At 67.5% G+C, this 23,694-nt stretch carries 26 protein-coding genes and 2 tRNA genes; 12 read left to right on the top strand and 16 right to left on the bottom strand.

Features of this window, described 5'->3' with window-relative positions; translation table 11 throughout:
* Window positions 1-41: 41 nt before the first annotated feature.
* Window positions 42-1,217 carry a glycosyltransferase gene (locus tag FFS08_RS08185; RefSeq protein WP_137861531.1) on the bottom strand — a complete coding sequence of 392 codons (1,176 nt, stop codon included), beginning with the start codon at window positions 1,215-1,217 and terminating at the stop codon, window positions 42-44.
* A 194-nt stretch (window positions 1,218-1,411) separates the two neighbouring features.
* Between FFS08_RS08185 and FFS08_RS08180 the strand changes: the two genes are divergently transcribed.
* A complete protein-coding gene (locus FFS08_RS08180) occupies window positions 1,412-2,062 on the top strand; it encodes a TetR/AcrR family transcriptional regulator (RefSeq protein ID WP_171012525.1) in 651 nt (216 codons plus the stop codon).
* 207 nt (window positions 2,063-2,269) lie between these two features.
* Window positions 2,270-3,331, top strand: coding sequence for a sensor histidine kinase (locus FFS08_RS08175; RefSeq protein WP_171012524.1), 1,062 nt, complete (start codon window positions 2,270-2,272; stop codon window positions 3,329-3,331).
* A gap of 141 nt (window positions 3,332-3,472) precedes the next feature.
* On the opposite strand, the gene FFS08_RS08170 is transcribed toward FFS08_RS08175, so the two are convergent.
* Both FFS08_RS08170 and FFS08_RS08165 read right to left on the bottom strand, forming a co-directional pair.
* Window positions 3,473-3,548, bottom strand: a tRNA-Ala gene (locus tag FFS08_RS08170).
* Between the two features lie 83 nt (window positions 3,549-3,631).
* Complete coding sequence (locus tag FFS08_RS08165; RefSeq protein WP_137861528.1) at window positions 3,632-3,949, bottom strand: TIGR02300 family protein; 318 nt, start codon at window positions 3,947-3,949, stop codon at window positions 3,632-3,634.
* A 101-nt stretch (window positions 3,950-4,050) separates the two neighbouring features.
* Between FFS08_RS08165 and aroA the strand changes: the two genes are divergently transcribed.
* From aroA to FFS08_RS08150, 3 genes are read left to right on the top strand one after another with little or no spacing between them, the layout of a single operon-like run.
* Window positions 4,051-5,388 (top strand): 3-phosphoshikimate 1-carboxyvinyltransferase, encoded by a 1,338-nt coding sequence (gene aroA, locus FFS08_RS08160; protein WP_137861527.1) that lies wholly within the window; start codon window positions 4,051-4,053, stop codon window positions 5,386-5,388.
* Entirely contained in the window at window positions 5,385-6,371 is a 987-nt protein-coding gene (locus FFS08_RS08155) for a proline iminopeptidase-family hydrolase (RefSeq protein WP_249340979.1), read from the top strand. Before aroA ends, FFS08_RS08155 begins: the two co-directional genes overlap by 4 nt.
* A 60-nt stretch (window positions 6,372-6,431) precedes the next feature.
* Window positions 6,432-7,070: a (d)CMP kinase gene (locus FFS08_RS08150; RefSeq protein ID WP_137861526.1), complete on the top strand. Its 639-nt coding sequence runs from the start codon at window positions 6,432-6,434 to the stop codon at window positions 7,068-7,070.
* Between the two features lie 8 nt (window positions 7,071-7,078).
* Here FFS08_RS08150 and FFS08_RS08145 read toward each other — a convergent pair whose 3' ends face one another.
* Entirely contained in the window at window positions 7,079-7,351 is a 273-nt protein-coding gene (locus FFS08_RS08145; RefSeq protein WP_137861525.1) for a hypothetical protein, read from the bottom strand.
* 305 nt (window positions 7,352-7,656) lie between these two features.
* Here FFS08_RS08145 and rpsA point away from each other — a divergent pair, with 305 nt between their 5' ends.
* The 3 genes from rpsA (at window position 7,657) to FFS08_RS23415 (ending at window position 10,731) form a co-directional block, all read left to right on the top strand.
* On the top strand, window positions 7,657-9,369 hold the full coding sequence (rpsA, locus tag FFS08_RS08140) for a 30S ribosomal protein S1 (protein ID WP_137861524.1): 1,713 nt from the start codon (window positions 7,657-7,659) through the stop codon (window positions 9,367-9,369).
* 174 nt (window positions 9,370-9,543) lie between these two features.
* Window positions 9,544-9,822 (top strand): integration host factor subunit beta, encoded by a 279-nt coding sequence (locus FFS08_RS08135; RefSeq protein WP_137861523.1) that lies wholly within the window; start codon window positions 9,544-9,546, stop codon window positions 9,820-9,822.
* Between the two features lie 801 nt (window positions 9,823-10,623).
* A tRNA-OTHER gene (locus FFS08_RS23415) sits at window positions 10,624-10,731 on the top strand.
* A gap of 8 nt (window positions 10,732-10,739) precedes the next feature.
* Here FFS08_RS23415 and FFS08_RS08130 read toward each other — a convergent pair.
* A complete protein-coding gene (locus tag FFS08_RS08130; protein ID WP_137861522.1) occupies window positions 10,740-10,973 on the bottom strand; it encodes a hypothetical protein in 234 nt (77 codons plus the stop codon).
* Between the two features lie 149 nt (window positions 10,974-11,122).
* On the opposite strand from FFS08_RS08130, the gene FFS08_RS08125 reads away from it, so the two are divergent.
* Window positions 11,123-12,586 (top strand): ABC transporter substrate-binding protein, encoded by a 1,464-nt coding sequence (locus FFS08_RS08125; RefSeq protein WP_137861521.1) that lies wholly within the window; start codon window positions 11,123-11,125, stop codon window positions 12,584-12,586.
* A gap of 20 nt (window positions 12,587-12,606) precedes the next feature.
* Entirely contained in the window at window positions 12,607-13,020 is a 414-nt protein-coding gene (locus FFS08_RS08120; RefSeq protein WP_137861520.1) for a DUF4112 domain-containing protein, read from the top strand.
* 107 nt (window positions 13,021-13,127) lie between these two features.
* On the opposite strand, the gene FFS08_RS08115 is transcribed toward FFS08_RS08120, so the two are convergent.
* Complete coding sequence (locus FFS08_RS08115; protein ID WP_171012533.1) at window positions 13,128-13,847, bottom strand: ribonuclease T2 family protein; 720 nt, start codon at window positions 13,845-13,847, stop codon at window positions 13,128-13,130.
* On the bottom strand, window positions 13,847-14,707 hold the full coding sequence (gene nadC / locus FFS08_RS08110) for a carboxylating nicotinate-nucleotide diphosphorylase (protein ID WP_137861518.1): 861 nt from the start codon (window positions 14,705-14,707) through the stop codon (window positions 13,847-13,849). Before nadC ends, FFS08_RS08115 begins: the two co-directional genes overlap by 1 nt.
* Window positions 14,708-14,827: 120 nt before the next feature.
* On the opposite strand from nadC, the gene FFS08_RS08105 reads away from it, so the two are divergent.
* Window positions 14,828-15,820 carry a phytanoyl-CoA dioxygenase family protein gene (locus tag FFS08_RS08105; RefSeq protein ID WP_249340978.1) on the top strand — a complete coding sequence of 331 codons (993 nt, stop codon included), beginning with the start codon at window positions 14,828-14,830 and terminating at the stop codon, window positions 15,818-15,820.
* Between the two features lie 33 nt (window positions 15,821-15,853).
* Here FFS08_RS08105 and nadA read toward each other — a convergent pair whose 3' ends face one another.
* The 6 genes from nadA to FFS08_RS08075 all read right to left on the bottom strand — a co-directional run bounded on the left by nadA (window position 15,854) and on the right by FFS08_RS08075 (window position 21,445).
* Window positions 15,854-16,870, bottom strand: a complete 1,017-nt coding sequence (gene nadA / locus FFS08_RS08100) for a quinolinate synthase NadA (RefSeq protein WP_137861517.1) — start codon at window positions 16,868-16,870, stop codon at window positions 15,854-15,856.
* 60 nt (window positions 16,871-16,930) lie between these two features.
* Window positions 16,931-17,692 (bottom strand): hypothetical protein, encoded by a 762-nt coding sequence (locus FFS08_RS08095; protein ID WP_137861516.1) that lies wholly within the window; start codon window positions 17,690-17,692, stop codon window positions 16,931-16,933.
* Between the two features lie 71 nt (window positions 17,693-17,763).
* Window positions 17,764-18,486: a DUF4230 domain-containing protein gene (locus FFS08_RS08090; protein WP_249340977.1), complete on the bottom strand. Its 723-nt coding sequence runs from the start codon at window positions 18,484-18,486 to the stop codon at window positions 17,764-17,766.
* Entirely contained in the window at window positions 18,468-19,337 is an 870-nt protein-coding gene (locus tag FFS08_RS08085) for an MBL fold metallo-hydrolase (RefSeq protein WP_137861515.1), read from the bottom strand. Before FFS08_RS08085 ends, FFS08_RS08090 begins: the two co-directional genes overlap by 19 nt.
* A gap of 141 nt (window positions 19,338-19,478) precedes the next feature.
* On the bottom strand, window positions 19,479-21,080 hold the full coding sequence (locus FFS08_RS08080; RefSeq protein WP_137861514.1) for a M56 family metallopeptidase: 1,602 nt from the start codon (window positions 21,078-21,080) through the stop codon (window positions 19,479-19,481).
* Window positions 21,077-21,445 carry a BlaI/MecI/CopY family transcriptional regulator gene (locus FFS08_RS08075; RefSeq protein WP_137861513.1) on the bottom strand — a complete coding sequence of 123 codons (369 nt, stop codon included), beginning with the start codon at window positions 21,443-21,445 and terminating at the stop codon, window positions 21,077-21,079. Before FFS08_RS08075 ends, FFS08_RS08080 begins: the two co-directional genes overlap by 4 nt.
* Before the next feature lie 192 nt (window positions 21,446-21,637).
* On the opposite strand from FFS08_RS08075, the gene FFS08_RS08070 reads away from it, so the two are divergent.
* Window positions 21,638-22,447, top strand: coding sequence for a peptidoglycan-binding domain 1 protein (locus FFS08_RS08070; RefSeq protein ID WP_137861512.1), 810 nt, complete (start codon window positions 21,638-21,640; stop codon window positions 22,445-22,447).
* Between the two features lie 308 nt (window positions 22,448-22,755).
* On the opposite strand, the gene grxD is transcribed toward FFS08_RS08070, so the two are convergent.
* From grxD to FFS08_RS08055, 3 genes are read right to left on the bottom strand one after another with little or no spacing between them, the layout of a single operon-like run.
* On the bottom strand, window positions 22,756-23,070 hold the full coding sequence (gene grxD, locus FFS08_RS08065; protein ID WP_137861511.1) for a Grx4 family monothiol glutaredoxin: 315 nt from the start codon (window positions 23,068-23,070) through the stop codon (window positions 22,756-22,758).
* Window positions 23,067-23,315 (bottom strand): BolA family protein, encoded by a 249-nt coding sequence (locus FFS08_RS08060; RefSeq protein ID WP_137861510.1) that lies wholly within the window; start codon window positions 23,313-23,315, stop codon window positions 23,067-23,069. The genes grxD and FFS08_RS08060 overlap by 4 nt, the downstream gene beginning before the upstream one ends.
* Entirely contained in the window at window positions 23,315-23,638 is a 324-nt protein-coding gene (locus FFS08_RS08055) for a DUF1476 domain-containing protein (protein ID WP_137861509.1), read from the bottom strand. Before FFS08_RS08055 ends, FFS08_RS08060 begins: the two co-directional genes overlap by 1 nt.
* Between the last annotated feature and the right edge of the window lie 56 nt (window positions 23,639-23,694).

Here is a 23,694-nt window from a genome sequence, read left to right as displayed (position 1 = left end):
AACTACACAGCGGAATGCAACTTCACGCGATTGTGCAGTTTTCAGTCGGCTATTCCGGACAGGAGGTTCCGGACTAGCAGGCCGGTCATCGTATCGGCGCGATGATTGGCGTGGCGCGCCGCGATCCGCGCGGCCTGCGCGCGTATCCGATCGTCGCCGGCGGCGCGGCAGAGCGCCGCTCGCACCGCATCCGCTCCCGCCGACACGGCCTGCGACTGGGCGGCGCCGGCAAGGCGCAGCCGATAGGTGAGCAGCAGCGATTCCAGCGTATCGGGCAAGAGGAGCTGCGGCACTCCGGCGGCGAGCATGCTCGCCGAGGCGCCATAGCTCCCCCGGCCGACATAGAGCGCCGCTTCGCGCGCCACCGCCGCGAGATCGATGGGCGCGGCGCTGTACCGGATGTTGCCGGGCAGCGCCTCGCCAGGGGAACTCGCCGAATGCCAGAGCGCGGGCCAGCCCAGCGCGCGGAGCGCACGCACCACGATCGCGCTGCCGGCCCGGTCGAACGGCAGGTAGACGAGCGTCCGCGGGCCTTCGCCTTCCGGCCAGTCGGGGCGGGCATCGGCCTCGATGCCGATCAGCGGGCCATAATAGGAAGCGGTCCCGTCCGGCCCGTAGTGATCGAGTTCGGCCCAGGCGAGCGAATGGAGCGGCGCACCCGCCAGCAACTCGTCGAGCCCGGCAAGTTCGGGCGCGCCGAAATGGCGGCAGGCTTCCCGCACCGCCCGATCGGCGGGAAGCTGCGCCGCCGCCAGCTCGGCGGCATCATGTCCGGCCCAGGGCTGCAGGCTTGCGCCCGCATCGCGCGCGCGGGGCGCCACGAAGGTGGGGCCGAGCCGGCGCGCGGGGAGCCCGGCAACATGGGCCGCCAGCAACGACAAGGGCGCATGTTCCGCCAGCAGCGCATCCGGCGCCAGCTGCTCGAAGAAGTCCAGCCATTGCCGGACCAGGGGTATCGCACCGGCCGCGTCCGCCAGCCCGCCCGCCGCGATTACCTGGCCATAAGTCAGCGTCTCGCGCCTGGGCACGGCGCCGGCGAAACGCGGACTCTGCACCACCAAGTCGAACGCATCGCGCTCCAGGCGCAACGCGGTCTGCGGCGTCCGTGCCGCCAAGGTCAGATGATGCCCGCCCGCACGCAACGCGCGGCAGACCGGCGCGAGAGTCGCGACATGTCCATATCCCAGCCCCAGCTCCCAGCTGGCCAGCAACCGCATGCAATCTCCCCCCAGGCGGACCGGAACGATGGGATAGCATAGCGGCCGCCGGAGATCGCCGCACAGCCGCCATTCCTTCCCGGCAACGTGCAATCCCCGGCCCGTCGCGCGGCGGACGGCTTCCGTCGCAGCCGATGCAGCATCGTCCGTCTTCCCTGCGCATGGGCTCGGCCAGCGTTGAAAAGGGGACAGCAATGTTCATCGTCGGGAACATCCCTCCGGAGACTTCCGCGCCGCGCAGCCGGCGCGAAAACCGCGCCGCGATCCTGCTCGCCGGCCGCGCCCTCTTTGCGCGCCACGGCCTCGCCGGGGTCACTTTCGAGCATATTGCCCGGGAAGCCCGGCTGACTCGGCGGACGATCTACAATCACTTCGCCAATGTGGACGAGCTCTTCGTCGCGGTCATTCACCAGACGCTTCGGCAATTGAAGGCGCAGGTGCCGGCCGCCCCACCCGGCGAACAGCAGCTGCATCCGGCACTGAATCGCTTCATGCGGGACTTGCTCGTGCTGTTCACCAGCACCTGCTTCTCCGATCTCCACCTGGCGCTGGTCCGCCATGGCAACGATCATCCGGAACTCCGCAGCGCCTTCGAGCGCGAGATTCTCGATCCGCTGGGCACGTCCCTCGCGACCTATCTCGGCACGCGGCGGGCCCGCGATTTCCACCGGGATCCGCAACGCGGCGCCGAAGAAATGGTCGCGATCATGCTCGGGCTTGCCGAAACCTCACGACTGCTCGGACGAACCAGCGACGAAGCGATCCTGCACGGACTGCCGCTCATCGCCGCCATTGTCCAGGCGCTCGCATCGGCGCAGCCCAATCCGCTCTGCCGCGTGGCCTGACCGCCCGCCTTCGCTCCGAAGGGACGCAGCGGCGCGCGCCTTTCATCGTGCCCATGTCCGTTTTCGTCGCGCGGATATGGGATTTCGTCGCAGCCGGAACTATGCTCCGTTCTCCGCCTCGAGGGCGGACATGAAGGCCCTGAGCGGCACGCCATTCCGGGGGAGCGATCACGACAGATGCGAGGCGGCCCGATATCTGCTCCCGGGTTGACCGGTGCCGTTGCCCGCATCTCGCTGATCCTCTGGACATTCGGTCATGGATTGACCGTCCTGATCGGGGGGCTGAAGGGGCGCGGCTATCTGGTCCAGTTCCTGGTCGAGATTCCGCTCTGGGCTCTCTCGCTGGCCGCCGTCGCGATCCTCTACCTCGTCTGGCGCGGTCTCGAAGCGCATGGCGTGATGGGCCGCTGGCCCTTGCTGGGCCTGGCCTGCCTCGCGGCGGGGGCGGCCCTGAGCGTGATCGACCTGATCTATTATGACTGGCTGGCCACGCTGTTTCTTCCGCGATGGCATGATTGGGCGCATGCATTCGGCCCGCGCGCAGGCAATAATTTCGCGCTCTATTCCTGGACCTTCTGCCTGAATGCCACGCTGTTCTGGGCATTGGGAGTCGACGAGAAGGCGAAGCGGCAGGAAAGGATCACCACCGAAGCGAAGCTCGCCGCGCAGGAGGCCAGGATCGAAGCCCTGCGCTTCCAGCTCAATCCGCATTTCCTGCTCAACACGCTGAATGCCGTCGCCAGCCTGGCCGCCATGAACCGCAACGTCGAAGCCGAGGCGATGACCATGAAGCTGGCCGATTTTCTGCACGGCAGCCTGGCCACCGACGCCAAGGCGCCCATCCCCCTCGCGAACGAGCTCGCCATCATCGAATCCTATCTCGACATCGAAGCGGTCCGCTTCGGAGACCGGCTGCGCGTCGAGATCGATTGCCCGAATCACCTGCTGGACGCCAGCGTGCCGAGCTTCATCCTCCAGCCGCTCGTCGAGAATGCCGTGAAATATGCGGTGGCCCCCTCGCGCTCGGGCGCGATGATCCGCATCATCGTGCGCGGGGCGGAGGGATTCCTGCTGATCTCGGTCATCGATACCGGAAGCGATGGCACAACGGCCCCCTCCGGCGGGACCGGTGTGGGGCTGCGCAATATCCGGGCGCGGCTCGCCACGCTCTACGGGCCCGATGCTCGTCTGGATATAATCGCCGAGCAGGCCGGCTTCACCGCGACGCTCCGCATGCCGTTGCGCATGGCGCCGCCGCTCCCCGCGTGAAGCGGCCGAAGGGCGGCAGGCGCGCTTGCCGGCGTCCGTCTGCGCTACCGGGGTCTGCGGATTGGCCTCCGCCCGCCACCGACGGCACGACCCGCAAACGAAAAAAGCCCGCATTTCTGCGGGCTCATTTCATCGGGGGAATGGTGGAGCCGAGGGGGATCGAACCCCTGACCTTCGCAATGCCATTGCGACGCTCTCCCAGCTGAGCTACGGCCCCAAACCCCGGGAAGACGGGCCCTCTAAAAGGGCTCCGCGGGTCTGGCAAGGACCTTTTTTCGGTCCCTGCCAATTTTCCCGGATTTATTGCTCTTCGTCGTCGCCGCCGGTCTCGACGCCCAGGTCGTCGTCGCCGCCCAGATCGACATCGTCGTCCGCCGAGGGCTCCTCGTCGTCGTCGCCGATGTCCAGATCCTCGTCACCCAGATCGGAATCCTCCGTCGCGGGCTTCTCGGCCTTCACCGCCTCGAAAGGCAGCGGCTGCTTCGACTTGAGGATCGGTTCCGGATCCCAGGCGAACCCGCAGCTGATGCAGGTCACCGGTTCGTCCTTGGTCAGATCATAGAAGCGCGTTCCGCACTTCGGGCACGCGCGCTTCGTGCCCCATTCGGGCTTCACCATGTGTTGCCTCTTCGCCTTTCAAATCTTGGATTTCGGGAACAGGTCCCGGAAAGTGGGAGGCGCCTTGCCATGCCGCAAGGGCGCTGTCAAAGCCGGGCGTCATGTCCGCCTCTCCTCCCCGTCCGCTCAGCATCTCCGCCCGTGGCCCCTTGCGGGGCCGCGTCACCGTGCCCGGAGACAAGTCGATCAGCCATCGCTCGCTGATGTTCTCGGCGCTCGCCGTCGGCGAAAGCCGGATCGAGGGACTGCTCGAGGGCGAGGACGTGCTCGCCACGGCCGCGGCGATGCGCGCGATGGGCGCCGTGGTGACTCGCGGCGCGGACGGCGCCTGGACCGTGCACGGCGTCGGCGTCGGCGGCCTGCTCCAGCCCGAGGGCGCGCTCGACATGGGCAATTCGGGCACCTCCACCCGGCTGCTGATGGGCCTGGTCGCCAGCCATCCGATCACGGTGACCTTCACCGGCGACGCCTCGCTCTCCAGCCGGCCGATGGGCCGCGCGATCGAGCCGCTGGGCCAGATGGGCGCGGACATCACCGCCAGCCCGGGCGCCAAGGGGAGTCAGACTCTGCCGCTGATGCTGCGGGGGATCAGCCCCGCCGTGCCGATCACCTATACCTTGCCGGTCGCCTCGGCCCAGGTGAAGTCGGCGGTGCTGCTCGCCGGGCTCAATACGCCGGGCATCACTCGGGTGATCGAGCCGGTGCCGACTCGCGACCATAGCGAACGGATGCTGCGCGGCTTCGGCGCCGAGCTGACCGTGGAGGACGGCCCCGAGGGCAAGATCATCTCGATCCGCGGCGAGGCGGAACTGAAGCCCCAGCACATCATCGTGCCGGGCGATCCCTCTTCCGCCGGCTTCTGGATGGTCGCCGCCTCGATCGTGCCGGGATCGGACGTCACCATCGCCAATGTCTGCATGAACCCCACCCGCACCGGCCTGATCCAGGCGCTGCGGATGATGGGCGCCTCGATCGAGGAACTGGATGCGCGCGAAGTGGGCGGCGAGCCGGTCGCCGATCTGCGCGTGCGCCATGCCCCGCTGAAGGCGATCGAAGTGCCGCCCGAGCTCGCGCCCAGCATGATCGATGAATATCCGATCCTGTTCGTCGCAGCCGCGGTCGCCGAGGGGCGCACGGTGGCGCGCGGCGCGCACGAGCTGCGCGTCAAGGAATCGGACCGGATCGCGACGATGCGGGCCGCGCTCGAAGCCAATGGCGTCTCGCTGGAGGAGTTTGACGACGGGCTCGCCATCACCGGCACCGGCGGCGCGCCGATCCCGGGCGGCGGCAATGCCGTCTCGAAGCTCGACCACCGCATCGCGATGAGCATGACCGTCGCCGGGCTGGTGGCCGCCGCGCCGATCGCGATCGACGACGTCGCACCGGTGCAGACCAGCTATCCCGCCTTTTTCGACGTATTGGACGGCCTGACCGCATGATCCGGCTCGGCCGCCGCGCCTTTCTCGGCGGCCTTGCCGCAGGCACCCTCGCCCTTCCCGCCTGGGCCCGGATGCGGGACGAGATCCGCTTCGCGCCGGACCGGGAGCTGATGGTCCCGGTCGAGGGCGGCAGCGTCTATGTGCGAGTGAACGGCGACCTCGAGGGCGCCCGCCCGCCGCTTATCTATGCGCATGGCGGCCCGGGCGGCGATCATTCCGGGCTCCTCCCCCTCACCGCCCTGGCCAACGAGCGCGCGGTGATCCTGTGGGATCAGCTCGACAGCGGCCGCTCCGACGCGCCGCTCGATCCGAAGAACTGGCGGGTGTCGCGCTTCGTCGACGAGATCGACCGGATCCGCGACGCGCTGGGCATCACCCGCTGGCATGTCGGCGGCGGTAGCTGGGGCGGCACGCTGGCGATCGAATATGGCGCGCGGCGGCGGCCCGATACCGCCAGCCTGATCGTCCAGTCGCCGCTCGTCTCGACGAAGAGCTGGATCGCCGATGCCGATCTGCTCCGCTCGCGGATGCCGGCGGAAGTGCGCACCACGCTGGAGAAGTGCGACACCGCCGCCCCGCCGCCAGCCCGGGCCTGCGAGGCGGCGACCTGGGATTTCTACCGCCGCCACGTGATCCGCTCGCAGCGGGCGGACGGCATCGCCGCCTATCGCGCCCGGGCGCCGCGCGATGCCGGCGACACGCTTTACCGGCGCATGTGGGGCAAGGCCGAGTTCGTCTCGACCGGCACGCTCCGGGACTATGACGGCGAGCCGCTGCTGGCGAAGCTCGACGGGCCGAAGACGCTGTTCGTCTGCGGCGAATATGACGAGGCGCGGCCCGAGACTGTCGCCGGGTTCGCCGCACGGGTTCCCGGCGCGACCTTTCGGGAAGTGATGGGATCGGCGCACTCGATCCTGTCCGACCAGCCCGAGGCCTATCTGGCGCTGCTGCGCGACTGGATGGCACGCCACGACGCCGCCTGAACGCGGATTTGCGCTCGAATCGCTTGACGGCGCGCCCATGTGCCGCGAACGCTGGGGCATATGATCATCGCAGTCGACGGACCGGCAGCCTCTGGCAAGGGCACCATCGCGCGCGCCCTGGCGCAGCATTACGGGCTGCCGCATCTCGATACCGGCCTGCTCTACCGCGCCGTCGCCGCCACCGTGCTGCGCGAGGAGCTGGACCCGGCCAAGGAAGCCGACGCAGTCTCCGCCTGCAGCTTCGAGGATTACCTGCTCGACGATCCCTGGCTGCGCTCCGACGAAGTGGGCAAGGCGGCGTCCGTCGTGTCGGCGCATCCGCTGGTGCGCGCCGCCCTGCTCAACCGCCAGAAGAAGTTCGCGCGCCAACCCGGCGGCGCGGTGCTCGACGGACGCGACATCGGCACGGTGATCGCGCCCGACGCGGACGTGAAGCTCTTCGTCAAGGCGACTCCGATGATCCGCGCCCAGCGCCGCCACCTGGAACTGCGCAAGCACGGCGTGCTCACCAGTCTCGACAAGGTGCTGGCGGACATCCGCGCGCGCGACGAACGCGATTCCAAGCGCACCGAAGCGCCGATGGCGCAAGCCAGGGACGCCGCGTTGCTCGACACCAGCTTCCTCTCGATCGATGCCGCCGTCCAGCGCGCGATCGCGATCGTCGAGAGCAAGACGAACGCGATCCACGCTTCCGGCTGACACGCCCGCTAGATATCGATCTGGATCTCGCCCTCGGTCGGCTGGGTGAAGCCGCGGATGATCTGGAGCATGCCCTCGGTGCCGAACAGCTGGTAGAGCGTGAACAGCCCCTGGGCGAGATCGCCGTCGAACTTCATCGAGAAGCGTTCGATGCCGCAATCGGCCATTTCCACCGGCCCGCCCGAATAGACGAATACCACTTCGTTGAAGGTGCAATTGCGGAAGGTGTTGCCGTCCAGCACGATCTCGGCATTGGTGAAACGCTGGCTGTCATATTCCATCTTCATTCCTCGCGACCCGGCCTCGGAATCCGCAGGTCGCATCCCGCGCGCCGCTCTGCAATGCTTGCGGATATCGGCAGTTTCGGCTAGAGCGCGCGCGTCCAGCGGGCGGGTGTCCGCGGAGGAAGGCGCGGAGGGGAGACTCTCACGCGCCGTTTTCGCTTTCACCGGCGTCTTGCTTCCTTCGCTTGCTCCCGCACAATGGATGCCGCGACCGGCGATCGGCCGCCGCGGCGAGTCTGGCCCAAAGACCGTCGGATCCAACCGACCGGCCGGAAACAACATGATTAGGAACTGAAACCCTTATGGCCACTACGGCAAATCCGAGCCGCGACGATTTCGCGGCGCTTCTCGAGCAGACCCTCGGTCAGGCGGACGGCTTCGAAGGCCGCGTCGTGATCGGTACCGTCACCGGCATCGAGAACGACCTCGCAGTCATCGACGTCGGCCTCAAGTCCGAAGGCCGCGTGCCGCTGCGCGAATTCGCCGCGCCGGGCCAGAAGGCCGATCTCAAGGTCGGCGACGAAGTCGAAGTCTATGTCGACCGCGTCGAGAACGCCAATGGCGAAGCGATGCTCAGCCGCGACCGCGCCCGCCGCGAAGCCGCCTGGGACAAGCTGGAAGCCGAATTCGCCAAGTCGGCCCGTGTCGAGGGCGTGATCTTCGGCCGCGTCAAGGGCGGCTTCACCGTCGACCTTTCGGGCGCGGTGGCCTTCCTCCCCGGCTCGCAGGTCGACATCCGCCCGGTGCGCGACGTCACGCCGCTGATGGACATCCCGCAGCCCTTCCAGATCCTCAAGATGGACCGCAAGCGCGGCAACATCGTCGTGTCGCGCCGCGCCGTGCTCGAAGAGACCCGCGCCGAGCAGCGTTCGGGCCTCATCCAGAGCCTGGCCGAGGGCCAGATCATCGACGGCGTCGTCAAGAACATCACCGATTACGGTGCGTTCGTCGACCTGGGCGGCATCGACGGCCTGCTCCACGTCACCGATCTCAGCTACAAGCGCGTCAACCACCCGTCCGAGATGCTGGGCATCGGCGACACGGTGAAGGTGCAGATCATCCGCATCAACCGCGACACCCAGCGCATCTCGCTGGGCATGAAGCAGCTTGAGAGCGATCCGTGGGACGGCGCCGCCGCCAAGTATCCGGTCGGCGCGAAGCTCAGCGGCCGCGTGACCAACATCACCGAATATGGCGCGTTCGTCGAGCTGGAGCCGGGCATCGAGGGCCTGGTCCACGTCTCGGAGATGAGCTGGACCAAGAAGAACGTGCACCCGGGCAAGATCGTCTCGACTTCGCAGGAAGTCGAAGTCGTGGTGCTCGAGGTGGATGCCGAGAAGCGCCGCATCTCGCTCGGCCTCAAGCAGGCCCAGCAGAACCCGTGGGAGCGTTTCGCCGCCGAGCATCCGGTGGGCACCGAAGTCGAGGGCGAAGTCAAGAACGCCACCGAGTTCGGCCTGTTCATCGGCCTGGACAACGACGTCGACGGCATGGTCCACATGTCGGACATCGCCTGGGGCATCTCGGGTGAGGACGCGCTCAACCTGCACCGCAAGGGCGAAGTGGTTAAGGCCATCGTTCTCGCAGTCGAGCCGGACAAGGAGCGCATCTCGCTCGGCATGAAGCAGCTCGAGCGTGGCGGCGTCGCCGCTGCGGGCTCGACCGCCTCGGCCGATCGCCTGAACAAGAACCAGGTCGTCACCGTGAACATCCTCGAAGTCCGCGACGCGGGCCTCGAAGTCCAGGTTGGCGAAGACGGCGCGACCGGCTTCATCAAGCGCACCGACCTCGGCCGCGACCGCGACGAGCAGCGTCCGGAGCGTTTCGCCGTCGGCCAGAAGCTCGATGCGATGGTCACCGGCTTTGATCGTTCGAAGAAGCCGACCTTCTCGGTCAAGGCGATGCAGATCGCCGAAGAGAAGCAGGCGGTTGCGCAATATGGCTCGTCCGATTCGGGCGCGTCGCTGGGCGACATCCTGGGCGAGGCCCTCAAGGCCCGCAACGAAAAGAACTAAGATACCGTGCGGGGAGCGGCAAAACCGCTCCCCGTTTCGTTTATTCCCGAATATCATAGGTTAATAGCCAATCTGCGGGTTGATGCAGGTTGGTGAACGGGGCTACAGAGCCCGTCAGGGACTAGCGCTGACGCGGAAGACCGCAGGTCCGCGTGCGCAAAGGGAGGGTTGCGGATGATCCGCTCGGAACTGGTTCAGTTGCTGGTGCAGGACAATCCGGGCCTTTCGGTCCGCGAGGTCGAGAAGATCGTGTCGGTCTTTTTCGACGAGATCGTCGGCCGGCTTCAGCAAGATGGCCGCGTGGAACTGCGCGGCTTCGGCGCCTTCTCCACCCGCGCGCGCGATGCACGCGTCGGCCGCAACCCGCGTACGGGCGAGACGGTCGAGGTGGACGCCAAGCGCGTTCCCTATTTCAAGCCCGGCAAGGAAATGCGCATCAAGCTCAACGTCTGAGCAATGCGCACCGCGTGACGCCGGGGATTCCAAGCGCTCGCGTGGATGCGCACGGATGTGGCGGACCCGGAGTTCGAAATCATCGACGCCGGACGGCGCGGCGCGCCTTATGTTCGGCCGCGCCCGCCATGGCTTTCGATCTCGACGACACTCCCGCGCCGCTTGGCGGCCGCTCGGTGTCGCCGGACCGCAATCGCCCTTGGCGGGGAATCCGCCCCCAGCTATAGCGTCCTCGGCCGTGCGGGCGTGGCGAAATTGGTAGACGCACCGGACTTAGACAAAGACTTGAGTGCTCGCGGGGAAACCCGCGCAGTAGAACTGCTCAAATTCGGGGAACCCTGTCAGATGGCAATCCCGAGCCAAGCCCGGAAACGGGAAGGTGTAGAGACTAGACGGGCAGCACCTACCCCCTGCATCCGCAGGGCAAGGTGAAGGGATAGTCCAGACCACAAACGCCCATCCGGGCGGCGGCGAAAGCCGTAGCTGGTAAGAAAATCCGTAAGGCCGCAAGGCCTGTGGGGGTTCGAGTCCCCCCGCCCGCACCAGGTCCGAAAAGCGGTTGACGGCCGCCTTCGGATGACGACGCCAATTATGGCGTTCCTCGGCTTCGACGCCGCGCCCCTGACCGGATCCGCGCAAGGGAAGGTGAAATGGAATTTCCGCCGCCCCGGAAAGGCGCGCGGCGCATCGCCGACCTTGGCGCGCCGGTTCGGCATTCGGCCGCGACGGGCATCGCGGGAAGCGCCGGAGGATCGCTACTTCGGGCCATATGCCGGCCTTGCCGGCAATATACGGGAACCGGCCGGAGAGACGTGCCGAGCGGCAAGGCAATCTCTTGCCTCACCATTGCCCGGACTTGAAATCTTCCGCCCTTCGGGGACGTGCGGGTTCGAGTCCCGCGGTCCGGCCCGCGCCTTTCAGGGGCTGTCGGGCTTGTCGTCCTGGGTGGCGATGATCACGCCGCCCGCCACGATCGCCACAATGCCGATGATCGCGATGATCGGCGCGCCGCCGATATCCGACTTGTGCTTGGCCCCGGTCGACGAACGCAGCGACAGTTTCGACGCCGCGGTTCCAGGCGCGGCGAGTGCCGGCACGGCAGCCAAAGAGAACAGCGCAGCGAAAGCCGCGACCTTACCGAGAATACGCATCGTACACACTCCCCTTTCAAAGGAATGGTGGTGAAATGCCTCGCACGCACCGATGGTTCCCGCACCGCAGCGAATCGCTGCGGTGCCGCAGGGGTTGGCAGCGGCGGCCGGCGATCATACACCCGTTTCCGCCCAGCCGGATTTACCTGATGCCCCCTCGCCTCCTCTGCCTGCTGCCCCTGATCGCGCTATCGGCTTGCGACGGCGGCGCGGGGCAGCGACGCGACGACACCGCAGTGGTCGTCAGCGCGATCGGCTCGGGCAGCGCACTCGGCGATCCCGACACCGGAGCGCTCGATCCCGCCCGCCGCGTGCTGCTCGGCGCGACCGCCCAGGGCCTGGTGCGGTTCGATGCCGCCGGACAGATCGAGCCGGGACTGGCCGAGCGCTGGATCGTGATCGACGACGGGCGCAGCTACATCTTCCGCCTGCGCGACGATGCGACCTGGCCCGATGGCGAGCCGGTCACCGCCGAACAGGTGGTGCGAACGTTGCGCCGCACGATCGCGCCACGCTCGCGCAACGCGCTCTCTCCCTTCCTCGCAGTCATCGACGAGATCGTCGAAATGACACCGCAGGTGATCGAGGTGCGACTGAAACGCCCTCGGCCCGATCTGCTAAAGCTCTTCGCCCAGCCTGAAATGGCAGTGTTCCGGCTGGACAGACTCGACGGCAGCGGCCCGTTCCGCGCCATCCAGCACCGGGCGAGCGTGCTGCTGCGGCCGGCGCCCGATCCGGACACGGCCGACGACGGCGCCGCGCCGCGCCCACAGGAGACGCTGCAATTCCACGGCGAGCGCGCGGCGGTGGCGCTTGCCCGTTTCCGCGACGGCCAGTCGGACCTGGTGCTGGGCGGCAGCTTCATCGACTGGCCGCTGGTGACGGCCTCGGGTATCGCCGCACCCAATGTGAAGCTCGACAATGCGTTGGGGCTGTTCGGCCTGGCGGTCGTCTCGCGCGAGGGGTTTCTCGCCGATCCGGCCAATCGCGCCGCGATCGCCATGGCGATCGACCGCGCGACGCTGGTCCACGAGATTCATCCGGACTGGACGCCCGTCGAGACCCTGCTTCCGATACAGCTCGATTCGGCCAGCCCGCCTGCGCAGCCCGCCTGGGCGGCGCTCGACCTCGATCAGCGCCGGCAGAGCGCGCGGGCCGCAGTCGCCGGCTGGCGGCGGGCGCATCCCGGCCCGGTCACCATGCGCATCGCCTTGCCCGCCGGGCCTGGCGCCACGCTCGTCTGGTCGCGGCTGGCCGAGGCGTTCTATGCGATCGGGCTCAACCCGGTCCGCGCTGCCACCAACGCGCCCGCGGACCTGCGCCTCGTCGATGCCGTCGCGCCCTATGACAGTGCGCGGTGGTTCGTCGCCACCGCCTGCCAGGCCTGCTCCAGCGATGCGCAGACGCTGATCGATGCCGGGCGCGACGCGCCGGACCTCTACGCCCGGGCCCATCGCATCGCCGAGGCCGATGCCGCGCTCACCGCGGACGGCGCTTTCATCCCTATCGCCCAGCCCTTCCGATGGTCTATCGTCGCCCTGCGGCTGCAGGCCTGGCAGGGGAACGCTCGCGCGTGGCACCCGTTGAACCACCTGCGCAACGAGACGAGGTGAACGTGGCGAGGACGACGCGGATGGCTTCGGGGGCAAAGGCGGCAGCCGCGGCGCTGCCGCTGGGATCGCATGCGGCGGACGTCCGCCGGCGAATCGAGATGATGGAGCATCTGCTCGAGCGCAGCGTTCCCATTCCCGGCACCAAGGCCAAGGTCGGTCTCGACGCGATTCTGGGCCTGGTGCCCGTGGGCGGCGATCTGATCGCGGCGCTGCTCGGTCTCTATATCGTCTGGGAGGCGCGCAACCTGAAGATGCCGGCGACGACGATGATGCGCATGGTCGGCAATGTCGGCTTCGACTGGTTGATCGGGCTGGTGCCGGTGGTGGGCGACGCGGCGGACTTCCTCTTCCGATCGAACACCCGCAACCTCCGGCTGATCAAGCGCCATCTCGACCGGCATCACCCGGGCACCGCGACGGTCCATCACCGCTAGCGCGTGGCGCCTCGGGGAAGGACATGCTCCCGGCGCCGGCTCGCAATGCGGGATTTCACCTGCCGGGCTCGCGCGGCCAGGCCCATGACCCGGATGCGGGATCCGGCCTAGCGCCGCCCACCCCGCCAGATCTTCAGCGCACTGCGATCGGCCGCGCCGCCGGTGCCGGGCCGGCAGGCCTCATAGCGCAGCCCCTTGTCGAGGCAGAGCCAGAGCTCGTCGAGCCACCCCTCGCGCGTCACCGTCACGCGGATCGCATTGGCGGGAATGCCGCGATTCACTTCGGCGAAGCGCGCCTTGAACTCGCCGACGGTCAGGTCGCCGCGCGAAAGCCGATCCATGTCGGGATAACGGACCGCGTCGTAGAGCCGCTTCGCCGTGCCGAAATAGGCAGCCGGCGACATCGTGGTGCAGGTGCCGTGCTTGGCCCATTCGTGCTGGATCAGCTGCGCCGAGGGCGTGGTGCACAGCATCGACTTGATCTGCGCGGGCGGCAGAATGCGCGTGTTCGCGCAATATTGCGGCCAGCTCCGCATCTCGCCATCGGGCCACAGGCCGTGCAGCGTGAAGCCGAAGCGCGCGCCCTGGCGGCACTGGAAGCGATTCTCCGGTTCGTCGCCATGCGCACGGCAGAAGCCGGGGCTCCAGGTGAGCGCCAGCGTATAGGAGCCGATTGGCATGATGCGGCGCGGCTCCTTCGCGCCGGGCAGATCGGGGCGCGGCCGCTCGATCTTGCCGGGCATGGGGCACATCATCGCCTGGGCGGAGGCGATGCCGGGCAGGAGCGCGAGCCCCGTGCCCAGGAATCCGAGAACCAGCTTGCGCATCATGCTGCGCCCTCCGGCGCGAAATCCAGGCCGATATCGGCTGCGGGTGCCGACTGGGTAAGCCGGCCGACGCTGACATAAGTGACGCCGCTCTCGGCGATCGCACGAATCGTGTCGAGCCGCACGCCGCCCGACGCCTCGGTCGGCACCCGGCCCGCGACCAGCGCGACTGCCTCGCACAGCGTCTCCGGCTCCATATTGTCGAGCAGCAGATGCGTCGCGCCCGCGGCGAGCGCGGGTTCGATCTGGTCGATCCGGTCGACCTCGACGATGATGCGCTCGATCCCCGCGGCGACGGCGCGGCGCACCGCCTCGGCCACCGATCCGGCGACCGCGACGTGATTGTCCTTGATCATCGCGGCATCCCACAGGCCCATGCGATGGTTGGTCGCACCGCCCATGCGGGTCGCATATTTCTCCAGCCGGCGCAGGCCGGGCAGCGTCTTGCGCGTATCGAGCAGCGTGGCGCCCGTCCCCGCCATGGCATCGACATAGGCTCGCGCCAGGGTGGCAATGCCCGAGAGATGCTGCACGGCGTTGAGAGCGGAGCGCTCGGCGGTGAGCAGCGCGCGCGCACGCCCGCGCAACCGCATCAGATCGGTCCCCGGCGCCACGCTGTCGCCATCCTCGACCAGCCGCTCGATCTCGACCTGGGGATCGAGCGCACGGAAGAAGGCCTCGGCGATGGGCAGGCCCGCAACGGTGATCGCATCGCGGCTGTCCATCACGCCGGCGAAAACCGCATCGGCCGGGATCACCGCGGCGGAGGTGATGTCGCCCTTGTCGCCCAGATCCTCGGCGAGCGTGGCGGCAACGAAGGCGTCGAGATCGAATCCCGGGAGCGCGAAGACTTGAGACATGGCGCGCTTGTGGCACAGTCTGCGCGGACGGCAAGGGGGTGTGGACGGCGCGCAGGACCGCGCAGGATCGGTCGCAACTCGAATTGACTGAAACCCGGCGCGCGGGGCAGGCTGGCCGCCATGGCCGATATCGAACCCGCCATGATGCCCGAAGTCCGCCGGCTGCACGCTTATTGGGAGCGGCGCGTCGCACATCGGCCGTCACCGTCCGGGGAATGGATCGCGGACAAGCTGCTGCTGGACGCACTGGGGCTGGGGCTGGAGCAGACGCTGCAATATCTCGGCCTCGAGCAGCCCGATTTCGAAGATTTTCGGCGTTGGATCGTCGCGACGGCGGGGCCGCCCGACCGGCTTGCGATCGCCCGCTATCACGCCGCTCTGGATGGCACTCCGCCCCCGCCGCAAGTCGCGGCGCGGCTTGCGGAGATCGACGCGATGCCGCCGGTGCTCGACGCGGCGGACCTCGCCCATTGGGAAGCCCAGGGCTATGCGATCCTGCGCGGCGCGATCACCCCCGAACAAGTCGCCGCGGCCGCGGCGCTGCTCTGGGAAGCGGCCGGAGCCGATCCGGACGATCCGGCGAGCTGGTATGGCCCGCGCACCAACGGGCTGATGATCCAGCGTTTCCAGCACCCCGCATTGGAGGCGGCACGGCGCGCACCGCGCGTGCACAAGGCCTTCGCCCAGCTCTGGGGCACGAGCGACCTGTGGCCGCGCATCGACCGGATGAGCTTCAACGCGCCCGTCCGCCCCCACCACGACTTCGCCGCACCGCGGCTGCACTGGGACGTGAGCCTGGTGCCGCCGATCGCCTTCGCGACCCAGGGCATCCTCTATCTCTCGAATACCGCGGCGGACCAGGGCGCGTTCGAGCTGGTTCCCGGCTTTCATCACCGCCTGGCCGACTGGCTGGCGGCGCTGGGCGAGACGGACCCGCGGACGGTGGACCTGAGCGACCAGGCGGTGCGCGTGCCCGCGCGCGCCGGCGACCTGATCATCTGGCGGCACGATCTCCCGCACGGCGCCAGCCCCAATCTGGCGGCCCGGCCACGGCTCGCGCAATATGTGAATTATTACTCGGCGGAGATGGGCATCCAGCCGGAATGGCGATGACCGGCAACGCCTGTTCTCCGGAAGGGCATGCCCTCAGCGGATCCTGGCGGGATCCCCGATCGCACCCAGGTCACCCTGCCCCACTGTGCCTGCCGCCATTTCCAGCATCCGGTCGAGGCTCTTCTTCGCCTGGAGGCGCAGCCCTTCCTCGATCTCGATGCGCGGCTCGAGGTCGCGCAGCGCGAGATACAGCTTCTCCATCGTGTTGAGCGCCATATAGGGGCAGATGTTGCAGTTGCAGTTGCCGTCGGCGCCGGGCGCGCCGATGAAGGTCTTGCCCGGCATCGCCTTCTGCATCTGGTGGATGATGTGCGGCTCGGTCGCGACGATCAGCGTGTCGCCCGGCATGGTCTGCGAGAATTCCAGGATGCCGCGGGTCGAGCCGACATAATCGGCGTGATCGAGCACGTGCGGCGGGCATTCGGGATGCGCGGCGACCGGGGCGCCGGGATGCTGCGCCTTGAGCTTGAGCAGTTCGGTCTCGCTGAACGCTTCGTGCACGATGCACACGCCCGGCCACAGCAGGAGGTCGCGGCCGACTTTGCGCTTGAGATAGCCGCCCAGATTGCGATCCGGGCCGAAGATGATCTTCTGGCTCTCCGGAATCTGGGCGAGGATCTTCTCTGCGGAACTGCTGGTGACGATGATGTCGCTGAGCGCCTTAACCTCGGTCGAGCAGTTGATATAGGTCAGCGCGATGTGATCCGGATGGGCGGCACGGAAAGCCGCAAACTGCTCGGGCGGGCAGCTGTCCTCCAGGCTGCACCCGGCATCCATGTCGGGCAGCACCACGATTTTGTCGGGCGAAAGGATCTTGGCGGTCTCGGCCATGAAACGCACGCCGCAAAAGGCAATCACCTCGGCATCGGTCTCGGCCGCCCTGCGCGACAGGTCGAGGCTGTCGCCGACGTAATCCGCCAGATCCTGCAACTCGGGCTTCTGATAATAATGGGCGAGGATCACGACATTGCGCTCCTTGCGCAGCCGGTCGATCTCAGCGCGGAGATCCAGCCCCGTCAGGCTTCCGCCGATACCCTTGCGCGCGTCCATGCCTCACTCTCCCTTGCCCGCGCCGCACATGGCCCGGCAGACGCGCGGGTTCAAGGCTGGTCAGGGAAAGTGTGCCGCGAAATCGCGTTCGGCACCGGGCGTTCCTGCGACCACGGCGCGCGTCACCGATTCGCCGAACGGCGTGAAGGCGATCGCCTCCGCGCCGAAATGCGCGAAGATCATCGCGCCCATTCCCCAGAGCCAGGCCGGATGCACGCGGCGCGCGCGGAGGAAATCGCCGGCGACGCCGATCAGCGGGAAGATCAGCGGCGTCAGCCCGCCCACGATGATCCAGGCCCAGGGCACAAGGAACGGCGTGGGCAGCAGGCGGCCAAAGCCGGGCCCCGTGAGTATCGCCGTCGCGCAGATCATCAGCCGCCGGTGCCATGGCGAATTCCCCCGCATCGCCACTGCCGTCAGCACCAGCCCGGCGAAGCAGAACAGGTCGGCGGCATTGCCGAACAGGAACTCGCGCAGGTCGAAGAACGGCGGGCCGCCATGGTCGCGCACCGAGAAGAGCATCATCGCGACGCCGGCCGCGACCATCATCGGGACCCAGGCGAGCGCGAGCATGCCCAGCCTCCGGTGGATCCGCACCGCGCCCGAGGCGACGAGCAGATTCTGCGTCAGGAACAGCGCCACCCAGCCGAAGAATATGACGGAATGAACATGGTAGATCGGCGGCAGTGCGAAGCTGGAGCGCCCCAGCGCAAGATTGAGCGCGAACCCGGCAACGATGACGGCACACATCGCCAGCGAAAGATAGAGAAAGAAGCGATCGCGCCCCCCGGCGCGCGGCAACGGTTCGGCAACAGTAGCCATGTGACCATCCCCCAAAGTCGATGGCGCCTTCTACTCGCTTCGTTACACCTTCTCAACAACGCAGATATGCATCATTCCCGGTTGCCGAGAACCTCCTCGGGCCGGCGCGATACGTCCCAGCGCTCGGTCGAGCGGTTGGCTTCGTCCGGAAAGAGCACCCGGACTTGGGCGTCGATGCCCGTCGCCCTGAGCGGCATGGCAAAGCTGCGCTCCACTGCGCGCCGCGTCGCCTCCCGGGCCATGCGCATATAGGGCCCGGACTGGGCCTGGCGAAGCAGTTCCTGCTGGCCGGCCTTGCGATTGGCGTCGTCCAGCTTGCCGCCGACATCCGTGACCGAGAGCAGGATGCCGCCATTGTCGTACTGGCGGACCTGGTCGAGATCGACGTCCGGCCCCATCGCCTCGACCGCGGGCAGCCGGACAGTGAGCTGCCTGTTCTGCGCATCCCAGGCAACGTCCTCCTGGCGCAGCTGCGACAGATCGACTTCGTAGCGCACGCTGCCCGGCATGATCATGGTCTTCTGCGCGGTGAGACCGAGCTGGCTCTGCTTCGACGTCACCACCGCGACGAACTTGGCCGCGAAGGCGGACAGGCGGTTCTGCTCCCGCAGCCCCTGCAGGCTGGCCTGCGCCACCGTCTCCGGCGTCGGGCCCTGGAACTGCCGCTTGATCGTATCGCCCAGGAACCAGAAGCCAGCGCCCATCGTCAGGACCACCGCCAGCACGATCACGAGGGTAACGCCGAACAGCTTGAGGCAGCCCCCGCCGCCCTGCTTCACGCTGTCGTCTTCCAAACGCCGTCCTCCTCGATGACGAGCCCGCGGTCGCGCAAGTCGATCAGATGCGCGAGCACCGATCGTCCGGCCGCGCCGCTCAGCCTGGGATCGAGCCCAGCATACATGCGCTCGACCATGGCGGGAACCGCGCCGACATCGGCCTTGAGCAGGCGCAGTATCTGCCCCTCGCGCTGCTTGCGGTGCCCGATCAGCCCACGGACGAAACGGTGCGGCTTGTCGATCGGCTCGCCATGCGCCGGGAAATAGATGCGGTCGCTCTCACGCGCCATCAGCTTGTCGAGGCTGGCCATATAGGCGGCCATGTCGCCGTCGGGCGGCGCGACCACCGTGGTCGACCAGCCCATGACATGGTCGCCGCAGAACAGCGCGCCGCTTTCGGGCAGTGCGAAGCAGAGATGGTTGGACGTATGGCCGGGCGTGGCCACCGCGACGAGTGTCCAGTCCGGGCCCGAGATCGATTCGCCGTCCGCCAGCACGCGGTCGGGCGCATAGCCGGTATCGAACGCGGCATCGGCGCGCGGGCCGGCATCCTCGAGCGTGAGCGGCGCGCAGCCGATGATCGGTGCGCCCGTCGCCGCCTTGAGCGGGGCGGCGGCCGGGCTGTGATCGCGATGCGTGTGGGTGCAGAGGATCGCCGCCACCGACCGCCCGCCGATCGCGGCGACGAGCGCCGCGAGATGACGGGGATCGGCCGGCCCGGGATCGATCACGGCGAGCACGGAGGTGCCGACCAGATAGGTCTGGGTGCCGGTATAGGTGAAGGGCGAGGGATTGGGCGCCAGCACCCGCGTGACCAGCGGATCAAGGGTCATGGCCAGGCCGGTCGGGGCATCCGCGATGATGTCCATGCTCCCGAAATGGCCTTTGCCGCGCCGCAGCGCAAGGCCGTCTGGAGCAACGAAACGGGACCGGCCGCGAAGGAGATCGGCCGGCCCCGTCGAAAGGCGTTCGTGAAAGGGGCTTTTTGACGAACGCCCTTCCCCTCCATGTCACTTGTCGTCGGGGACGCTCTTCTCGACTTCGGCAATCGCTTCATCGATGCCCTTCAGCGCATTGGCGCGCTGCTCGGTGCTGAGATCGAACTGGCCCTCGATCGACCGGCGGGCCATGCGCAGGCCCATCATCGCGCTTTGCATGCCCATCCGTCTGGCGTCGATCGCCACCTTCTGGGCCTCGACCGTGATCTTCTCGATCCGGTTGGAGCAGATGATCATCACCTTCTTGCCGTCGCGCTCGAACTTCTCGACGACCGGCTTGCCGTCCGTGGTGTCCGCGCACTTGCCGTTGCGGACTTCCGGCACGCTGGCGCGGATCGCATCGACATCGGGAATCTTCGTCTCGAACGAAGAACCATCGGCACGCGTCATCACGATCTTGGTGACGCGCTTGCCGTCCTTCTCCTTGCCCCCCTCAGTGGAGCGATAGACGTACCGCTCCACTCTGACGGGCGCCGCGGGTGCTTCCGGCGCAGCGGCGGGCGTCGCGGGAGCAGCCGGCGCGGCGACGGGCGGCGGGGGCGGCGGCGCGGGCACGTCCTGATCCAGCGTCACGCCGGTGACGGTCGCCACCTTTGCCTTGATCTGCTCGGCGGCCTGCGTGCCCGAGGCGGTGAGGCCGAGCGCGGCGAGGCCGAGCACGCCGGTGCCGACCAGGCCGGCAGCGAGGCGGGCGGGAGTGTTCTTATGGGTCTTCGAAAGCATGCGGAGCCTCCCTTTAACTTCGTTGATCGTATGCAAGTGACACGCCGCCGAGACCGCACCCCCATGCGCGGACTTGACGATCGCACGGCCATAGGCATGGCGCAGTGCCTGGGCGCGGCCGGCGAGCACCAGGGCGTCGCAGGCCATTTCCTGGTCGGCGCGGAAGGCGCGGAAGGCCCTCCAGGCGACCGGATTGAACCAGTGGATGGCGAGGACGACCAGCGCGACCCAGTTCGCGATCAGATCCCCGCGGACATGATGGCCGAGCTCATGGGCCAGCGCGAGATCGCGTTCCTGCTCGTCATAGCGCTCGGTGAAATCGCACGGAAAGGCGACATATTTGCGCAGCACTCCGAAGGCGAGCGGCCCGTGCACCGCATCGGTCTCGATCACCCGCACCTTGCCTTGCGCCACGGTACGATCGACGCGCGCGGCCTTGAGCAGGCGTGCGCAGTGCCGGCGATGGGCGATCAGATGCCAGGCGAGAAAGGCCAGCGCCCCGATCGCCCACAGGCTGATGCCGAGGATCAGCAGGCTGGGCCCGCTCGCGCTTTGTGCGGGCGCGACCAGGGCAGCCGCGACGGGGTGGCTGCCAGCGCCGATCTCGACGATCGTCACCGCGCCCTTGTCGATCCCGCTGGGCAGCGCTTCCGGCTTGATCACCCCGGTGACGATCCCCGGCACGTCGGCTTCGCGGACGAAGGGTGCGATCAGGCTCGTGAGATGCCAGTCGCCGGGCAGCGGGGGCATCAGCATCCGGATCACGGGAAGCGCCCAGAGCGCATAGGCCATCTGCGGACCGAACGCACGGCGGACGGGTGCGCGGATAGCGAGCACCAGCAGCATCAGCAGCGTGCTCGCGACGAAGGTCTCGATGATCCAGCCGGTCATTGCTTGAGTTCCTTCAGCAGCGCCTCGATCTCGGCGATGTCCTGTTCGGTAAGTTCGTCGCGCTCGGCGAGATGCGCGACCAGCGGCGTGAGCTTGCCGCCGAAGAGCCGGTCCATCAGCTTGCGCGATTCCCCGGCGACATAATCGCCGCGCACGACCAACGGATGATAGAGATAGCGGCGGCCCTCTTCCTGGTGCGCGATGATGTTCTTGGCGAGGAGGCGCCCAAGCAGAGTCTTGACCGTATTGGCGCTCCAGCCTCGGGCGGCGGGCACCCGCTCGGCCACTTCCTGGGCAGTGAGCGGCGACTCCTCCCACAGCACTTCCATCACGGCGTGCTCGGCGTCGCTGATCCGTTCGGTCATCGTTCCCTCTTTGAAATGACTACGTCTGTAATCGTCTCGATTACGTCTGTAGTCAACTGGGTGAACGCCGGCTGAACGATCCAACATGGACTCTTCAGGATTTGCCAATATCTGCACAACTTCGCATGCATCTCCCTCCAGTGAGAAAGTCGCACCACTGGCGATTCCACACGGTTTCACTGGAGAAGAGACATGGCCAACCCGCCTGCCGACTGGATCAAGTCCGCCGTCAAGATCACCCCCGGCTTCGAAGTGGCCGGCGACCCGTACATGGGCGCGTCCGGCAATTTCGACGGCATGGGGATCTCCTGCGGCGCGTTGCAATGGAATATCGGACAGAACTCGCTGCAGCCGATGGTGAAGGCGGTGGGCCAGCCGGTCGTGCTTGCCGCGATGCCGACCTATGGTGCGCAGATTTGGGCAGCCTGCACCGGCACGGTGCGGAACGGCCTGGCGATCGTGAACGGCTGGCAGAACGGCAAGGCGCTGAAGCCCGTCGCCAAGGCCGAGCTTCGCGCGCTGATGGGCGGCACGGCGATGCGCGCGCAGCAGGACAAGGTGATCGGCGAAGTCGCCGGCCGCGCCCATGCCGGCGCCACGGCCTGGGCAAGGGGCTATGACGACGGCACGCCCAGCAAGCGGCTGTTCTGCTGGTTCTTCGACATCATCACGCAGAATGGCGGGCTGGAGACCCTCTCACCGCAAAGGGTCAAGGACTTCATCGCCGCCAACAGCCCCGACCACGCCGACGACGTGATCTGCGACTTCCTGGCTGCGGTGAAGGGCACCGCCGGCCATGTGAAGGATGCGAACAAGAACGGCTTGCTCTGGCGCAACAAGCCCGATGCCGAGCAGATGATGGTTCTAGTGATGAGCTATCTGCGCTCGAACACCGCCAATCCGAAGTGGCAGCATGTCGTCCTCAATCGCAAGGGCACGATCGCGATGGGCGAAGGCTGGGTGAACGGCGCCAAATGGGATTTCTCGAGCGAAGGGCTCTGAAGCTCGCCAAACTGTCGGAATTGCTTACAAGCGCGATGCCTGGTTAACGATCGCTAACCATCGAAACCCCGGAAATCCGGGCTTGGCCCAAACTGGCACGGCGAGTGCAAAGTAAAGGGCACCCCAAGCGTTCTACGCTTCATTCATTGGGTGGGTCGACCGCTACTTCCCGGTCTCGCGTCGACCCACCCACCCGGGGCCTCCCAGAATCAGGCAGCAAGACGATTTTACGCCGCAACGTCACGCCCGGCGACGAAAAACGCCCCGGCTTTCACCAGGGCGTCATCGGAAAGCAGGCCTTGCCGGGGTCAGGCCTCGGCGAAGAGCTGGGCGAGTTCGCCGCTCTCGTACATTTCCATCATGATATCCGAGCCGCCGACGAATTCACCCTTCACATAGAGCTGCGGGATGGTCGGCCAGTCGGAGAATTCCTTGATCCCCTGGCGGATGCCCTGGTCCTGGAGCACGTCGACGCTCTCGAACTCGACACCGAGATGGTTGAGAATCGCCACCGCGCGGCTGGAGAAGCCGCACTGCGGGAAGAGCGGGCTGCCCTTCATGAACAGCAGCACCTTGTTGCTGTCGACCAGCGCCTTGATGCGCGCCTGGGTATCGTCGGTCACTTCGCTTGCTCCTCGAGGGGCGCTTCGGTGGTGAGCTGGAGAGCGTGGAGCACGCCGCCCATGCGCCCGCCGAGCGCGGCATAGACCGCCTGGTGCTGGCGCACCCGCGGCATGCCCTTGAACATCGGCGCGACCACGCGCGCCGCATAATGATCGCCATCACCGGCGAGATCGGTGATCTCGACCCGGGCATCGGGGATGCCGGCCTTGATGAGGTCTTCGATCTCGCTGGCCGCCATTGGCATCAGGCTTCACCCATCAATTGGCGGCGCGCCTCGACTGCCTGCTCCTCAAGCGCGCGGCGCACGGTGGCATCGTCGGTCTCGATGCCGGCGGCGAGCAGATCGCCGAGCAGCTTGCGGATCACATCCTCGTCGCCCGCTTCCTCGAAGTCGGCCTGGACGACTGCCTTGGCATAGGCATCGGTCTCTTCCGGGGTCAGCTTCATCTGCGCCGCGGCCCACTGGCCGACGAGACGGTTGCGACGGGCGGTGACGCGGAAGGCCATGTCCTCGTCGCGCGCGAACTTCGCCTCAAATGCCTTTTCGCGATCGTCGAACGTGGTCATTGCAGTCCCCTATATGGCGTTTGGTGTGGAGATAGGGGGGCGAAGGCCGGAGAGCA

Origin of the sequence: Sphingomonas sp. 1F27F7B, assembly GCF_005503355.1 — a bacterium.
Classification (GTDB): Bacteria; Pseudomonadota; Alphaproteobacteria; order Sphingomonadales; family Sphingomonadaceae; genus Sphingomonas.
This window is presented reverse-complemented; position numbering and strand designations above follow the sequence as displayed.